General features: G+C 30.8%; 17 protein-coding genes. 1 reads left to right on the top strand and 16 read right to left on the bottom strand.

The genetic code is table 11. The features are described from left to right. Positions 1-31: 31 nt before the first annotated feature. A complete protein-coding gene (locus Q0912_RS14685; protein ID WP_299116431.1) occupies positions 32-1,282 on the bottom strand; it encodes an alpha/beta fold hydrolase in 1,251 nt (416 codons plus the stop codon). Between the two features lie 206 nt (positions 1,283-1,488). Here Q0912_RS14685 and Q0912_RS14690 point away from each other — a divergent pair, with 206 nt between their 5' ends. Beyond that, positions 1,489-1,998 carry a helix-turn-helix domain-containing protein gene (locus Q0912_RS14690; protein WP_299116433.1) on the top strand — a complete coding sequence of 170 codons (510 nt, stop codon included), beginning with the start codon at positions 1,489-1,491 and terminating at the stop codon, positions 1,996-1,998. A 34-nt stretch (positions 1,999-2,032) separates the two neighbouring features. On the opposite strand, the gene Q0912_RS14695 is transcribed toward Q0912_RS14690, so the two are convergent. The 15 genes from Q0912_RS14695 to Q0912_RS14765 form a co-directional block, all read right to left on the bottom strand. Next, entirely contained in the window at positions 2,033-3,736 is a 1,704-nt protein-coding gene (locus tag Q0912_RS14695) for an amidohydrolase (RefSeq protein WP_299116435.1), read from the bottom strand. Between the two features lie 388 nt (positions 3,737-4,124). Further along, positions 4,125-5,123 carry a bifunctional helix-turn-helix transcriptional regulator/GNAT family N-acetyltransferase gene (locus tag Q0912_RS14700; protein ID WP_299116437.1) on the bottom strand — a complete coding sequence of 333 codons (999 nt, stop codon included), beginning with the start codon at positions 5,121-5,123 and terminating at the stop codon, positions 4,125-4,127. A 179-nt stretch (positions 5,124-5,302) separates the two neighbouring features. Beyond that, entirely contained in the window at positions 5,303-5,686 is a 384-nt protein-coding gene (locus tag Q0912_RS14705) for a hypothetical protein (protein ID WP_299116439.1), read from the bottom strand. A 13-nt stretch (positions 5,687-5,699) separates the two neighbouring features. Next, positions 5,700-6,101: a hypothetical protein gene (locus Q0912_RS14710; RefSeq protein WP_299116441.1), complete on the bottom strand. Its 402-nt coding sequence runs from the start codon at positions 6,099-6,101 to the stop codon at positions 5,700-5,702. A 189-nt stretch (positions 6,102-6,290) separates the two neighbouring features. Next, positions 6,291-7,358 carry a ribosome small subunit-dependent GTPase A gene (rsgA, locus tag Q0912_RS14715; protein WP_299116443.1) on the bottom strand — a complete coding sequence of 356 codons (1,068 nt, stop codon included), beginning with the start codon at positions 7,356-7,358 and terminating at the stop codon, positions 6,291-6,293. Positions 7,359-7,377: 19 nt separating this feature from the next. Beyond that, a complete protein-coding gene (locus Q0912_RS14720) occupies positions 7,378-8,106 on the bottom strand; it encodes an MBL fold metallo-hydrolase (protein ID WP_299116445.1) in 729 nt (242 codons plus the stop codon). A gap of 127 nt (positions 8,107-8,233) precedes the next feature. Continuing rightward, on the bottom strand, positions 8,234-8,785 hold the full coding sequence (locus tag Q0912_RS14725; RefSeq protein ID WP_299116447.1) for a hypothetical protein: 552 nt from the start codon (positions 8,783-8,785) through the stop codon (positions 8,234-8,236). Positions 8,786-8,925: 140 nt separating this feature from the next. Further along, on the bottom strand, positions 8,926-9,303 hold the full coding sequence (locus tag Q0912_RS14730; RefSeq protein ID WP_299116449.1) for a DUF2200 domain-containing protein: 378 nt from the start codon (positions 9,301-9,303) through the stop codon (positions 8,926-8,928). 195 nt (positions 9,304-9,498) lie between these two features. Beyond that, positions 9,499-10,488, bottom strand: coding sequence for a hypothetical protein (locus tag Q0912_RS14735; protein WP_299116451.1), 990 nt, complete (start codon positions 10,486-10,488; stop codon positions 9,499-9,501). A 183-nt stretch (positions 10,489-10,671) separates the two neighbouring features. Then, entirely contained in the window at positions 10,672-11,799 is a 1,128-nt protein-coding gene (locus tag Q0912_RS14740; protein WP_299116453.1) for a TlpA disulfide reductase family protein, read from the bottom strand. 160 nt (positions 11,800-11,959) lie between these two features. After that, a complete protein-coding gene (locus Q0912_RS14745; RefSeq protein WP_299116455.1) occupies positions 11,960-12,598 on the bottom strand; it encodes a hypothetical protein in 639 nt (212 codons plus the stop codon). After that, a complete protein-coding gene (locus Q0912_RS14750; RefSeq protein ID WP_299116457.1) occupies positions 12,591-13,502 on the bottom strand; it encodes a hypothetical protein in 912 nt (303 codons plus the stop codon). The genes Q0912_RS14745 and Q0912_RS14750 overlap by 8 nt, the downstream gene beginning before the upstream one ends. Positions 13,503-13,664: 162 nt before the next feature. Then, on the bottom strand, positions 13,665-14,270 hold the full coding sequence (locus tag Q0912_RS14755) for a hypothetical protein (protein ID WP_299116459.1): 606 nt from the start codon (positions 14,268-14,270) through the stop codon (positions 13,665-13,667). A gap of 155 nt (positions 14,271-14,425) precedes the next feature. Next, entirely contained in the window at positions 14,426-14,800 is a 375-nt protein-coding gene (locus Q0912_RS14760; RefSeq protein ID WP_299116461.1) for a nuclear transport factor 2 family protein, read from the bottom strand. After that, complete coding sequence (locus Q0912_RS14765) at positions 14,787-15,347, bottom strand: DUF5946 family protein (RefSeq protein WP_299116463.1); 561 nt, start codon at positions 15,345-15,347, stop codon at positions 14,787-14,789. The genes Q0912_RS14760 and Q0912_RS14765 overlap by 14 nt, the downstream gene beginning before the upstream one ends. Positions 15,348-15,553: the final 206 nt, after the last annotated feature.

The raw sequence follows: 15,553 nt of genomic DNA on the forward strand, positions 1-15,553 counted from the left end.
AATAAGTGCTTAACTATAAACGTTGTTGAAGTTAGTTTTTATTTATAAATTGAGCAATGTTATCTATAAAATCTCTAGGTTCAATACGCCATTCCCAAAATACTTCTGGCCATTTCCAGTTTTCTCCATTTAATCCTTGAAATGTTTTCATGTCATGCAGTGTTCCTGAAATGACTTTTATATCAAATTCAATTCCAGCAAGCGTCAAGTATTTTGTCATTAATTTCTTATTTTCTTTTGGAGGAACAAGAGGATCATATTCTCCAAATAGACATAGTGTTCGGCAATTTAGGTTCTTTAATGTAGTTTCGGGATTGAAATTGTTATTTCTCCACCATTTAAAATCATCTTTATTTTTTGGAATATTGACATATTCAACCCAATCCTTTTCCTTTATGCTTATACTTTGTTGTTCTAACTTCTCCCAGATAAAAGGTTTGCTGTCTTCTGTAAATTGAAAATAGAGTTTTGTAAAAGCTACAGCCGAATCAATATCTGCTCGATTCCAGCCATCTGCCTTCATTGAATATTTTACGCGATGTATATCTTGTTGGAAAACAGAAACAGATGGTCCAACATTTAGAATTAAAAAATCACAATCTTTAATCTTATTGGAAGCAATTGGCGCTATCCAACCCCCTTGACTTGTGCCAAGTAAACCTATTTCCGATATGTTTTTAACATGTTTTGATCTTAAATAATCGTAAGCCGCTACTGCATCTTCAGCCAAATCTATTAAAGAAGCCGTTTTAAAATTGCCAGTAGATTTTCCTGTTCCACGCTTGTCATACAGTAATACTCCAATCCCTTTTTTTGATAAAGCATAACCTAATGAAATGTAGTATGGTGAATAACGATCTTGCGCTCCAGAACCATGTATTAAAATTACATACTTTACGGGTTTAGAGAGTTTGTTTGTAGGGTGATAAATCATCCCTGACAATTGAACATCTTTATTGTTGAATACAATATTTTCTTTTTTATAGGGCTTTTCTTTTTTGGAAACTTTTTTTACATGGAGGCGAATTTTTGGATTCCACTTCTCACTATTTCCTGTTATTTGTTTTTTTTCTTTATTTATAAAACAATAAAAATTCCCGTAAAAGAATTTGAGATTTAATGTGTCATTTGCAATAGCAATTTTTTCAATTGGAACATCAAATAAACCTGCTTCAGGAATTTCATATGTCCCTTTTTGAATTCCATTTTCAATACTAAAATTAAAATTCAAAAGTTGAATCGAGCCATCACGACTAAGCGCTCCTTCAAATCTTCCGGTCAAATTTTGGCTGTATATGCTACTCGTTATTAACAACAAGACTATGCTTAAATTAATGCTCTTCATTTCTATAGATTTTAGTATTGACGAAAGTATGGTATATGCAATGCTAAGTAGGTATAGAAAACCTTTAGAAAACCTTTATGTTTTCTAATCATTTAGACTGCACATTTTTTATCCCTAAATTTGATAGAATAAATAGGTGTTTTATGATAAGAGCTTTTAATGGCATAGAAATTTGCTTTGAAACAAATGAAATCATTGTAATGACTGAAAACCATTCGAATACTCGAACAAAAGTTGAGCCGAGGATTATGCATGTTCTTAAAATCCTTATGAATAACAGTCCTAGAGTTGTTTCTAGAGAACAACTAATAGCCGAAGTTTGGAATAATTATGGAGGCGCAGATGATGCTTTAAATCAAGCAATTTCACATTTAAGAAAACTCTTAAATGATACAAATAAAGAAGATCGAATAATTGAGACAGTTGTTAAGAAAGGATATCGTTTTATTGGAGGAGATACTATAGTTTTAGGAGATAGAAGGAAGTCTTCAAACTTAACAAATAATATGAGATTATGGATTATTATTGCATCAATAATTATGCTTGTAGCTACTTTTATGGTTTATTATTCTACTACTAAGAATTCAAATGTACCCATAGCACCAGAAGATAAAAAAACTAATGTAGTGACTCCTGCACCAGAAATTGATTAAACTTTTTTAAAATGGACTATACAAGTTTTGATAATTATTGTTCAAATACAACTTTTCCTTCCTTGATGGTTTTTAAGACTTTAATATTTTTAATATCGGCTTCATTTACTTTCAAAGGATTATTATCTAAAATGACTAAATCGGCTAATTTACCTTTCTCCAATGTTCCTTTAATATTTTCTTCAAAATGTTGATACGCAGACCAATCAGTAATAGCTTTGAGAGCTTCATACGGTGTAAGTTTTTGATCTGCACCTATTAATTTACCAGAACGTGATTTTCTTTCAACTGAGATTCCGACCATCCGCATTAAATTTGGGAGTGCAACAGGGGCATCTGTGTGAATAGTGACTTTTACACCTTTATTAATTGCTGTTCTAACTGGACTAATTTTATTCCCAAGTTCATCACCAATTATTTCTTTGTGCCAATCTCCCCAATAAAAAGTATGTAAAGGAAATAAAGAAGCAATTACATTCAGATTTTTTAAAGAATCTAATTGATCTTCTCTAATATATTGACCATGAATTAGGGTAGTTCTTCTATCATTATTTCCGTATTCATTTGCAGCAATTGTAGTTGCTTTAATGAATTGATCTATTGCGGCATCTCCATTGGCATGAGATAATATTTGCCAATTATTTTTGTATCCTTTTTTAAATAATTCAATAGCAGTATTTTCGTCTGGAAATGCTGGGTAACCCTTGTAATCATTACTTGTGCCATGAGGTCTTAATAAGTAAGGTTCTGTTCTCCATGCTGTTCTGCCTTGTGGCGAACCATCTAAAGTAATTTTCATACCTCCAATTCGGTAATGATTATTATAAGTTTTGCTATTCCATTTTGTATCCATAATGCCTTCTGTGTATGCATAATCTATATAGGATACCACGTCTAATTTTAACTTATTAGCTTCCGCTGCATTGACAAACATAGATTGATCCATTGCTCTTCCTTCTTGTGCTGTTGTATAGCCATATGACAATGCCATATTCTGACCTGCTTCAAAAAATCTATTAGCAGCATCTTCAGTAGTAGGAGTAAGTGCTTTTGTATAGTATGGCAAAGCGGCTAATTCTTCTAACACTCCGTTAGGTTCATTGCCATTTTCTCTACGAATAATGCCTCCTTCAGGATCTTTCGTTTCAGAAGTAAAGTTTAATAGTTCTAACCCTTTTGAATTTACAACAGCAAAATGACCAGAAATATGAATGATCATGATTGGATGTTCTGTACTGACTAGGTCTAAATCATGTTTGGTAGGAAAACGATTTTCTTCTAATACAGAGTCGTCAAAACCTAATCCAAATATCCAACCAGTTAATGCTCTGTTTTCTGATGTATTCCAATCTTTTAATATTTCAATAAGTTTTGTAATATTGTTTGCACCTGCATCTGGTGGAGGCAATATTTGAGCACCAATAGCTTGTGCCGAAAATGATCCAAAGTGTGCATGAGCGTCAATTAAGCCTGGTAACATTGTTTTGCCCTTTAGATCCACCACTTTATGACCTTTACCAGCGATACTCATGGCTTCAGATTTGGTGCCTACAAATTCAATTTTATCATCTTTTACTACTAATGCTTCAACATAATTTGGTAAATCACCGACCATTGTAATAATATCACCACCACTATAAACAGTTGCGGTATTTGTTAGGTCTGATTCTTTATCTTGTTTGCAAGAAAAAACAGAAAGAACTACAATAACTAGGGTGAGTTTTTTTATAATATTCATTTGCTTGATTTTTAATTATTACCAACAGTGTATATATCCATTAGTTAAGGATAAATTTACGCTATTTTTTGGTTAAGAACGAAGCTCATAATTCTGAGAGTTTTTTGACATAGTCGAATATGAACAAGGGTACAGCGAATTGGTGTGCAAATTGCGGTTATACGTTGTTAGCAGCCACCTTTTTTTGATTTTCTTAGTTTGAACAAATGAAATCCGTGAATTATAATTGCAATTCCACATCCTATAATAAATGGTGGCGCATTGAGCAATATTCCGTAAATAAGATAAATGAAATTAGCAATTAAAGACAGTACTCTCAATAAAAAGATATTTTTCATTGTCATTGAAAATAAATTGATCCCTAAGGCCGTATAACCAATGATGTGAATCATAGTGAAAGGCACATAATTTTTTCTGTCCTTTCTAATACATCCATTTGAGATGGTGCCAATCTATCATTAAATCCGAGTTTGTAATATAGTTTGTGCGCTTGTGGCATACTCATCGTAGTTTGTAACCACAATTCTTTAGCATCATTTTCTAAACAACGGCTTATGCAGCGTTGAATTAGTTTTGTAGCAATTCCAAGTTTTCTATAGTTTGGGTCAATGAACAACTTGGCAAATTCAAAAGCGTCTTCATTTAAGCGTTTTAGAGCCACACAGCCAACTATTTCACTTTTTAATTTTGCATAAAAAAGAAACCCACCATTTACTAAATAAGCTTTGTCAGGATTATTTAAAGTAAATTTGTCATCTCCTTCTAATTCACCATTCAAAACATTTAATAACCAAGGTCCTGCTAATTTATAAAAGTACTTTTTTAGACTAGGTTTATAGTCAATGATTTTTACAACTTCTCCCTTGGGTTGATGTATACGCTCATATATTGGATTATTATTAATCTCCCAGTCAAGTCTATTCAAAATGTTAATCATATCAGGATGTCCAATAGAGAAAAGGTCTTTTAGCGTATTTGAGAACGAAAGCCATAAAGGTTCAAGTTCCTTTTGTAGTTCTTTCCCTTTTTTAGTTAAGTCAACTAATTTTGAACGTCTGTCATTAGGGTTAGGTTTAATATTGACCAATGCTTCTTTTTTTAGTTCCCGTAAAATATTCTTTACTGTAATATGTGAAAAATCAATCTGATTGGAAATTTGAAGTATAGTTTGGGAGGATTGAGATTTTGCTAAAACATAATAAACAGAAAACCAACTTGCCTTAAACTTAATATTTGCTTCGGAATAAATCTTGTCGCCATCTTGTTGCAATTTTTCACTGATTCTCCGAAATCTCGAAGCTCCTGCGAGATATCCAAGTTCATTTAATATATCTGTCATATTATAATTTATAAAAGTACTTTCACAAATATATGAAAGGACTTTCATAAATTCAAACTTTTGTAAAACTATAGTTTTTTGATCGCTGCTAACGGTCTTGTATAGAGTTAGCTAGGCTTGTAATAAGATAATAAATAGGGGATAAGTTATTGCTTAGAAACGGCTTGAAATTACTAATCGTAACTTCACAAGCCGTTTCCGAACGTAATACTTTCTAGTGAATACTTCTAATCACATATTCGTTTGGTGTAAATATCAACTCTCCTGTAATCAGAGTCATTTAGTTTATATCTATTAACTGATGTGCCTTGTTTATAAACATATATTCTATAATTATGTGTTTGATTTAATCGCAATCCTGTTCCAAGATATCTTGCATTTCCATAATTATCAGATTCAATAGTTCTTTGATAGTTCCAGCGATTATACCGAGAACTGTAATATTCAACTATTATTTTGCAAGGGCCTTCACAATCTATGTCAATATTTGCCGAAGTTGATGTGCTTGAGTTACAAAACGTAACAGGATTAATTTTTGTTGTTACGGAATAATATTGTGCATTTGCCATATACGCCAGGCAAAAGAACACTAAAGTCATAAGTTTTTTCATTTTTTATGTTTTTTTAGTTACTACAATTAAAGTCAAATGGCACGTTTTGGTCAGCAATATTTATACTGATAGTTCTCCTACTTGCTGCTCTTGACCTAACATTTTGAATAGCTTCGTATTTAAAGTTTTCTGCTTCTGAGTATGAGTCAAAAAAATTCACGGTAAATTTTGCATCGTCCCAATTACGAGTTGTACTCTTGAAGGCTTCTTTAAGCTGCTGTTCTGCATCGTCACGACTTACATAACAATTAACTTCGTCAATTTTTGTGTAATACATAAAAATGTTAAACTCGCCATAGACCATAGCACTTCCGTTCACAACTCCACATGCATACTTTATTTCTTGTCCGAATGACAATGAAGTAGAAAATAGGCAAATTAATAACCCAATAGAAAGGATTGTTCTTTTTTTCATAATTCAAAAATTTAATGTTAAACAAATAAAAGTTTTGAAGTGAAGTCAAGCAATCCCTATTATTAGGTATTTTGCTAGTAATATCTATAAACCTATCGGTTTATGTATGCAATGTTAATGTTGCGTGTTAAAGGGAACTAGTTTTTTGAGAACTACAGAGTATCTTATTTGCTATATAAGTTGTTGTACTTAGTATTTATTTGATTTTCTTATTTTATTATAATGCTTTATCATTTTCCCAAAATCTTTGTCCTTTCTCCGCTTTTCAACCACAGTTGATTCGTAGTGTTCTTTTTCCCGTTCTATTTTCAAATAGTTTTCGAAATACGACTTGTCTATTTGTCCTTTTTCGATAGCTAATTGAACTGCACAACCACTTTCTAATGTGTGGGTACAATCTCTAAACCTACAATTTTGTGTTAGATTGTATATTCTTTCAAATGTAGTCTCTAACCCATCTGAACTATCAGTGATGCCAACTTCTCGCATTCCAGGATTATCAATAAGTATGGCACCATTATCCATTAGAATTAATTCGCGGTGTGTTGTAACATGTTTACCTCTATCAATACTTTCACTAATTGTGGCAGTTTTCATTCTATTTTCCGTAATCAAGCTGTTAATAAGTGATGATTTCCCTACACCTGATGAGCCAAGAAGACAATATGTTTTGCCTTTATAAAGCAGTTTTTTTAATTTATCTATTCCTGCTTTAGTTTCATTACTCACACATACAAGAGGGATATTTTTAATTCTGATTTTTATTTTATCGAGCAGATTCTTCAAGTTTTGCTCATCTATTAAATCCGTTTTTGTTATAACTATTATTGGCTCAATCTTAGAAGTGAAGCAAAGGGTTAAATATCGTTCTAATCGGTTGATGTTAAAATCTCTATTAACGGATTGCACAATTAAGCCATAATCGACATTGCTAGTAATTATTTGTAGCTCACCAAACTTATTTACTGCTTGTCTTGAAAGGATTGATAATCTTGATAAAATACTATGAATAATAACAAAATCTGTTTCATGATTTATTAAAGAAACCCAATCTCCAACAATTGGAAAATCTTTACGACTTTTTGCAGAAAATCTCAAGTTTCCGGTTATTTCTGCTTCAAATTCACCTTTTTCATTCTTCACAATATATCTTCCTTTATGCTCGGCTATTACACGCCCAATTTCAAAGCTCTCAAGATTATTATCTATTCTTAATTTTGCGAAATAATCATTATATCCTAAATCTTGAAGTGTCATGTTTTGTTAATAGGTTTAGCTAGTTTAATTTAATTACTCTTGTTGTGTTGTTTACCAAAATTTCAAACCGATTAAGTTCTTCATGGTTTTTGATTTCATAGTGCATTGGAATGGCAATTTTTGGTTTTATTCTGTTTACAATAGTAGCAGCCTCTTCTGCATTCATTGTTAAGTTATCGCCTCCAATTGGAACCAAAGCAACATCAATGTCATTGAGCTCATTCATTTCTGGAATATAGTCAGTATCTCCTGCATGATAAATCTTTGTTCCATTTTTTGATATAATCACATAACCTACGTTTTCTTTTGATTTTGGATGAGCCTTAATCCATAAAAAAACTGATTTTGTGTTATATGCAAAAGTGGTCTCAATGCTAATTTTTTCAATTTTTAATTGTTTTTTAGGCTTTACAATTAGAATTTGATCTTTGACATCTTTTAATTTTTTTAAAACCCCTTTTGAACAAATAATCTTTGTTTCATTTTTTAAAAGGTTTTTAATATCCTTTAATGAAAAGTGATCTGGGTGTGCGTGAGTTATCAAAATATAATCAGCTTGTTCTGCGTTTTCAACTCCTACAGGGTCGATATAAATAACTTTATCATCAATTTTGATCTGAAAACTAGAAGGGAAAAAATGTGACTTGTTCACTTTGATTGTTCCCCATGTTGTTAAAGTTATATTTTCTCCAATTGCAATTTTTTGTGGAATTGGATTTCTTTTTTCACTTATTTTAACTTTTACCATGGTACAGCCTTGATTAATTAATAAAACAAAGCAGAGTATAAAAAAATGTAACCTGTTTGCCTGCATTTGTAATGGAATATTTATACAAAAATACAGATCTTATGTGCCAGGATTTAGACGGTTCCGTCTAATTTAAATCCTTTTTTGATTCTTGGAAGAGAAGCACCATTTTCCGAATATCTGCAAAATATTCTTTTAACCAATCTGCGTTTAAAGTCTCATAAGTAATTTGAAGGTAAAAATTTTCTAAACTAAGATGTAATACCATTTTTGCTAGTGGATTATTTCCTGATAGGCAAATTATATTTTTCCATACTGGTAATAGTCCTTGAATTGAGAATTGATTTATTTGAGATAAACATTTTTTAAATGTTCTATTGTCTCGGTGAACTCTCAATTGACGATTAAAGAGTAAATCAATTTTATGCTCTATAATAATGGATATCAATTCTTCTTCGGTCTTTGTATTTGATTCTTTTGCAGAGATATTTTTTGCTCGTCTTAAATGAAATTCTAATAAACTTTCAGTAAAAACCTCTAAATCAGCAAACAAGTGGTAAAATGAAGACTTGTTTTTTCCTACTTCTTTAGATAATCTTTCTATTTTAAGCCCTTTTGGGCCCTCATGAGCAAAACACCAGTAACCTTTTTCTAACCATATTTTTTCTATTTCTCTCATTTAAAAACAAAGAAAAATTACAGTTAATTGATATTTCGTTAAAGTGGTTTTTGTATTTGGCATAACGGTTTTGTATATGGTCTCATTGTGGGAAATTGGTCATGATTTTTCGCAATGAGCTACACGGTTTTAGCACAATTTTATATTTTTTCTTCTCGTAAAATTTTCTCCATTTTACGACCTCTTGCCAATTCATCAATGAGTTTTTCCATTTGCCTGCATTGTTTATACAATTCAAATTCATCTTCTATTTCTTCAATTCGATAGCCACAAACGACTCCTTTAATTAAGTGTGCGTTAGGATGTATTTTAGCTTTTTGAAAAAATGTTCTAAAAGTGACTTTCTCTTCAATGAGTGTTTGTAAATCATCTTTATCAAAACCAGTAAACCATTCTATTACTTGGTTGAGTTCTTCTTTTGTTCTACCATTTTTCTCCAACCTATTTAAGTAATGTGGATAAATGGATGCAAATATCAAGCTAGCGACTTGTTCATTTTTTTCAGGAGTAACTTTCATCTTTATTAGATTTTGAATTAATTGGTGCTAATATTAGTGGTTATGGTTTTACTGAGAAATGATATGCTAGTATCATTCCATCGTAACGATAAATTTAACAAAAAGGCTTGAAATTCCGATTAGGAATTTAGCTGCAATGAGCTATACACGTTGTTGGCAACTGGCTTTTTTTTATTTTCATAATGTAATTTCAAACTAAAAATTAACGAGTTTTTCATCAAAATATAGCTTACCGTTTATCCAAACCTCAGCCCATTGATTTTTTGATAATATGAGATTTTTAGTGGAATTAGTTATAACTTGATAGTAAGGAACGTAAGTGTTTTTTTTGTGTACTCTAAAAGTCACATTACTTTTACTAGTAACAATTATATTGTCACCTTGTTTTTTGACAGTATATTTTCCACTTGGTGGTTGTGGTGATGGTATTGTTATTTCTCTTCTTACTCTTTCATAATGTACTTCAATAGACTTTCCGACTGCCATTATTCTGCGCATTACTCGATTACTTAATTTTATCCGTTCACTCACATTTCTGTGTTCTGTTCTACCATCTAAATCCTCACCATTTATTCCATAAGGTGGTGAGAATATTTCGGCAATATTTTTTCCTTGTTCATCTTTAATTATTGCTTTAATTCGTGAATGAAAACCAGTTTTACGTTTGTTATATAATGTCCCGCTTAAATATAAATATCCATTACCGTTAACAGAGACATTCACTCTTTTCCAGCCTCTATCATTGCCTAATTCATAGATTTCTTTTCTAGGCATCTTTATTTCCGAAAAATTTAATTCCCTTACTCTTTTATGTTCTTCTAAATGTCCTTGCATAGATGACCAAATAGGTTTATTTTCATTGTCCCAACCATAAATTACCAAGTTGCCATCGTTTTGAAATTGTAGTCTAGTATGAGGGAAATTATGCGTACTAGTACTGAAAAGAACATTACTGTTGTTGCCATATAGAACTAGGTTTCCGTCTTCTTGATTTTTTAAAACTGATGCTGTTTTACCATGGGTCTTGGTACTCCAAATAGGTTCACTAAATTGATTTCCTACTTTTTTATAAATAACTAGGTTTCCATCTGTTTGTAACTGTAACCTATATTGACCATTCGGACTATTGATTCCTTGCCCAACTTTTAATTCTCCGACTTCACCAACTAGTTGGGCAAAAGTCATATTGATTGTAAAGAATAAAACGATTGAAATAATGAGTCGTAATTTTTTCATATGATTTCGGTTTTTGAGCTTGTTGCCAACGGTCTCGGCTATGATCAGTTGCGTGGGTTAGCACGAAACTTTACAAGTACACACCAAACTGAAAATCCCCGAGGATTTTCAGAAGTAAGCGAGAACAAGCAATTACTTATAGCTATTGTTACCTGCTGGCTTTTTTAAGTTTGATTCAATAGTTTCTATCAATTTTTCGCCTCTCAAATTTCGAGCGACTATAATTCCTTTTTCATTAATCAGGAAATTATCAGGAATCCCATTAATTCCATAAATTAGATATGGGTCAGCCTTTCCACCATTATCTTGCCAAAGATTAACCCAATTCAATTCATTTTTTTCTATTGATTTTAGCCATATTTCTTTAGTTTGGTCTTCCGAAACACTGACAATTTCAAATCCATCTTTATTAAATTTAGAGTAAGCTTTTCTTAATGCTGGATATTCCTTAATACAAGGACTACACCAAGATGCCCAAAAATCCAATAATATAAGTTTCCCTTCGAAGTCGGATAATTTAGTTAATTCGCCATTTTCATTAGGCATCGTAAAATCTACATACTTATCTCCAATTTTTGGATTTTTATTTAATTTTAAAAATCGACTTATAGATTTACCGTAAGATGACTTTTTTACATCATCACTCAAATTAGTGTAAAGTTCAGACACTTTATTATATGGTAATGAAGTAGAATAGAAATCAAGAGTTTTTGCGCTTACATATGATGTTGGATTCTCTTTAATAAAATAACTCTCAATTTTGAGTCTATTTTGCGCTACTTTATTTAGTTCAGTTTTTGCATTTAATTTTAAACTATCATTTATGTTGTCGTCATAGACTATTTTAGAAAGACTATCTCTTCGGTTTCTATATTCCCAAATCGGTTTCCATAATTTATTACTTTCTTTTTGAGAAGTAGAGCCATTAATGATAGCATCTTTAAACTCCCCATCTTTAACTTTAAATTCAATATTTCCAGGTTCTAACCAAATTCGTGAGTAGTTTCGTGAGTTTTTGACCAATAAATTATATTGTTTTGGATGCTCGATTATACCTTTCATTGAAAATTTGTTGTTCACTATTTTTGTCGAATCAATAGTTTGATTATCCAAAGTGAGATATATCCAACTATTCTCTTCAATTCCTTCTGTTTCACCAATGAGAACAAATTCGTTTTCAATTGTTGAATTTTTATTTTGCTTACACCCAAATATTATTATCAGCAGTAAAATTCCAATTAATTTTGTTAGTTTTTTCATAAGTTTTGTTTAGCTTGCAGGTAACGGTAAAGTATAAGAATAGTAGCGGATTTTACGCACTTACTATTCAATTTATCACTTATGTTAGATTTATAAAATTCATTTTTGTTTTAGACATTAAACCGCTATTATTTTATACAATGTTACCTACAGTTTTAAGCTAAAGATTATTCTTTAGACGATTTTTCAACTCTTTTAATTTATCTAAAAGAAGGTCATTCTCAATTTTTTCTGTAGGGCAATCGTATTCAAGTTTATCATTATCATTAACAATAATCCTTGGTTTTATATTACTAGATTTATTATAATTCTTAACAACTGTAGCTGCGTAAGCATTTTGTTCTACCACAGACTGATGGTAGTCACCTTTTTTTATTTTATAACTATTACCTGCATTTGTCCACGAAATATTACTCTTTTCTACTTCTACGAATTCATCTGTTGATACTAGTTTAGTACCAAGATTTGAATAATGTACTTCATATAATTTTTTGTTCGAATTAGCTTTTTTTTCTATCAAATAAGCTTCACACCCTACTTTACCTGACACTACTAAACTTTTGATATTATAAGTATGATTATGAATCGGATATTGAGTTTTGTTAAAACTTCTAACTCCCTTTGGCCATATATGCAGTCGATAATCATTGTTTTTGTCTTGAAATAATTTGATATAAATAAATCCAAGAGGGTGCCATTCTGCATAAATACCTTTAACATCATCTATTAGAAAGTCTAAGATTTTAAGCATATTATTTTTCGAATATGAATTGAACAAAGAATTAACAATATTATTCATAAGGAATTGATTTGTCATTTACCAAGGCTGCAATTTTATCATTATCTGCTTTTGAGAACTTTTCATTAAAATTTAATTCTTTCAATATCTCTTTAATATTTTCTCCTGTGATTTCTCCCAATTTATATTTAACGCTTAATTTTTGAACTACATCAGATGCTTGTTGTTCTGTAACAGTTAAGTCACTTTTATAAGCTCTATAATGATTAGAGTCTTTTTCAAATTTTAAACCAGGTGATTTTTGGTCATCTTTTGTTAATATTCCTGAATTTGTACTAATATCTATTCTATCAGTAGAGAAGAAATCTATTAAATACACAGAAATATCTAAAAATGCATTATTGCTTTCATATATGGAACAAGTTACGATTGTAGCATATAAATTGATTTTAACTTCTTTAGCATCCCAATCTGTTTTATTATTAGAATTATTGACTGTATTACGTAAATGAGCGTGTATTTTACAAAGTCTTTCATTTTGAGGGTTAAGAATTTGAGCTTTAACTATTACAGCAGTACCGTCTTTTGCTACTTGATGTAAACGAGGAATAACGGCTGTTCTTAAGTATCTTCCAAATCCACCTCTGAAATACCATTCATTGGGATTATCTTTAAGTACAGATTTAAAATATTTTTTGAACTCGCTAGAATGAAGAAATTCCGCACCTTCTTTAGGGTCAACTTTTGGTGTTACATAGAAAATCATAACTCCAATTCCAATAGTAGTTATAATGGTTGCAACTAGTCCCTCTATCACATCAGATATGAAATTATACCAATCTGGACTTACAGATGTAATATCATTAAAAATATAAAACCTAATTAAAAGCAAAGAGATTAAAATTGAAGTACTAGATATCCAAAAGAATCTTCTTAAATATTTGTTTTTTAATATTTGATTCATTGTGTTTGTTTAAATTGTAGGTAACGTGTTTGTTTATGGCTCGTTACGTGGTTAAGCAACTAATTTAGCAAACATTCATTAGCCAGAGAAAATTCCGAAGGAATTTTCCAAGTAGGCAATTGCCCAAGTAATTAATTATACACGTTGTTGCCCACAGTATTTTTATTCGTTTATAATTTCTTCCGTTGCAATTTTTGTCAATTCTTTAATTGAATTCAAATATTTTCTTTTTGGTTCCGTACTTTGTTTAATTCTCGAATTTACTTCGGTGAAATATTGGTTAATTTCAGCGTTATGTTCAGGTTCATTAAAATAAAATTCATAAGCCATAAATTCGATGAATTTTTGTTTTTCCTCAAGTTTAAATTCCGAATATTGCTCAATAAAAAAGTCAGGATTAAATTTTATAAAATTCATAATTTCTAGTCCAATAGATTCTGATAAAGATCCGTCAGATTTCTCAACAATTACTCTAAAGACTTTGAAATAAAATTCCAAATCATTTTTATCTTTTGTAAACATTTGTTTTATGCACTCAAAAGTTTCGTCATTGTCAGAAGGATAAATTTCATTTTTGAGAATTAATTCCGCATATGTTCTAATTTTTGTTGTGTCAATTTTCGGTTCAGTTTCAACAGTTTTAGTTTCTTCTTTAGTCAATGATTTTTCAATTGTGACTTTTTTATTATCCGCTTTTTTCTCGCCCTCTTTCTCACAAGAAATAAGAACAAATTGAACTAAAAATAATATTTGAAGTAGTTTTTTCATATTGTGGGCAACGTGTTCGTGTGTGGTTTGTGGTGTTGGTGAACTAAGTTAGCAAAAAAGGAGGGAAGAGTGGTTGAATTTCGGCAGAAATCCGTGAGCCGCCATTAAACACCATGAGCTATACACATTGTTAGCAACTGGCTAATATGCTATTGTTATTGTTTTTTTGGTTTCATTTGAATTGGGTCAAAATAGAATTTTTCTTCTAAAATATATTCGTTTTCCCAATGCTGAACTGCAATTTCTTCAATCTCAGTTACTGAATTGTCTAGCCATGTAAACTTAAATTTCCACCTAATTACTACATGATTTTCTTTTATGAAAACTGGCCTTATACATTTTGAATGAACAGACTTAGCTTTTGATAGTACTTTACGTTCATTATCAATCAGATTTGAACGACCTATTCGAGGTTCTGATTGATTTTCTTGTATTGAAGCATCAATGGCATAAAATTCTTCAATAGCTTTATCGTGTTCATTAGTTTCCACTTTTGCAATAAATTCTTCTACTCTATTAGATGTTGGCATAATTTAATCTTGAATTATTATTAGCAATAAATACTTTTGATATATTATCTACAAAGACATAGGAATTACACCATACTGAATAGACTTCTTTCGCCCATTTTATGATCATCTTTTTGCATTCCTCTTCATCGTTTGACTTTTCACGAATATCAGATGTTGTTATTTTACCTCTTTCCAATACTCTTGGCGGAACCAAATATTCATTTGAATTATTTACTTTGTACATATTTAAATGGTCACTAAGTTTTGGTGAGAGCTCATAGCTCCACTGAATATTATACTTGAAAACCAAGTGTAATCTTGATAAATGAAAATGATTATTCCATCTGCCATGGATTTCAGGGTGTTGTAAAGTGTGGGCATCGACTATCAAAAATCTGTAAATATGATTTTTACTTTTTGAAAAATCAATTTCTTGGAATCCAGTATTGAATATTTCTAAGCATTCATGAATTCCACGTTTTACATTAGCATCACAAAATTGACACACTCCATTATCAAAAAGAGTTACTCCATTCTTTTCTGCTAAGTCAATGTAATCTTGCATTGTATTTCTAGCTTGTTGCTAACGGTTACGTATAAGAATAGTTGCGTGGTTTGGCACTCAACTTCGCAAGTACACACCAAGTTGGAAATTCCTTCGAAATTTCCAAAGTAGGCGAGAACAAGCAATTATTTATAGCCATCCTAAGTTTGTATTTCAATTAAATTAGACAAATAATCAATAAAGAACAAAAGAGCAGATTAAGGTTA

Origin of the sequence: uncultured Winogradskyella sp., from assembly GCF_947498345.1 — a bacterium.
In the GTDB taxonomy this organism is placed as follows: domain Bacteria; phylum Bacteroidota; class Bacteroidia; order Flavobacteriales; family Flavobacteriaceae; genus Winogradskyella.

Excerpts from the sequence above, each read along its gene's own strand:
- Q0912_RS14705 (WP_299116439.1), bottom strand. The coding sequence starts at position 5,686 with ATGAAAAAACTTATGACTTTAGTGTTCTTTTGCCTGGCGTATATGGCA.
- Q0912_RS14710 (WP_299116441.1), bottom strand. The coding sequence starts at position 6,101 with ATGAAAAAAAGAACAATCCTTTCTATTGGGTTATTAATTTGCCTATTT.
- Q0912_RS14690 (WP_299116433.1), top strand. The coding sequence starts at position 1,489 with ATGATAAGAGCTTTTAATGGCATAGAAATTTGCTTTGAAACAAATGAA.
- Q0912_RS14750 (WP_299116457.1), bottom strand. The coding sequence starts at position 13,502 with ATGAATCAAATATTAAAAAACAAATATTTAAGAAGATTCTTTTGGATA.
- Q0912_RS14725 (WP_299116447.1), bottom strand. The coding sequence starts at position 8,785 with ATGAGAGAAATAGAAAAAATATGGTTAGAAAAAGGTTACTGGTGTTTT.
- Q0912_RS14740 (WP_299116453.1), bottom strand. The coding sequence starts at position 11,799 with ATGAAAAAACTAACAAAATTAATTGGAATTTTACTGCTGATAATAATA.
- Q0912_RS14760 (WP_299116461.1), bottom strand. The coding sequence starts at position 14,800 with ATGCCAACATCTAATAGAGTAGAAGAATTTATTGCAAAAGTGGAAACT.
- Q0912_RS14765 (WP_299116463.1), bottom strand. The coding sequence starts at position 15,347 with ATGCAAGATTACATTGACTTAGCAGAAAAGAATGGAGTAACTCTTTTT.
- Q0912_RS14730 (WP_299116449.1), bottom strand. The coding sequence starts at position 9,303 with ATGAAAGTTACTCCTGAAAAAAATGAACAAGTCGCTAGCTTGATATTT.
- Q0912_RS14745 (WP_299116455.1), bottom strand. The coding sequence starts at position 12,598 with ATGAATAATATTGTTAATTCTTTGTTCAATTCATATTCGAAAAATAAT.
- Q0912_RS14735 (WP_299116451.1), bottom strand. The coding sequence starts at position 10,488 with ATGACTTTTGCCCAACTAGTTGGTGAAGTCGGAGAATTAAAAGTTGGG.
- Q0912_RS14755 (WP_299116459.1), bottom strand. The coding sequence starts at position 14,270 with ATGAAAAAACTACTTCAAATATTATTTTTAGTTCAATTTGTTCTTATT.
- Q0912_RS14700 (WP_299116437.1), bottom strand. The coding sequence starts at position 5,123 with ATGAAAGTCCTTTCATATATTTGTGAAAGTACTTTTATAAATTATAAT.
- rsgA (WP_299116443.1), bottom strand. The coding sequence starts at position 7,358 with ATGACACTTCAAGATTTAGGATATAATGATTATTTCGCAAAATTAAGA.
- Q0912_RS14695 (WP_299116435.1), bottom strand. The coding sequence starts at position 3,736 with ATGAATATTATAAAAAAACTCACCCTAGTTATTGTAGTTCTTTCTGTT.
- Q0912_RS14720 (WP_299116445.1), bottom strand. The coding sequence starts at position 8,106 with ATGGTAAAAGTTAAAATAAGTGAAAAAAGAAATCCAATTCCACAAAAA.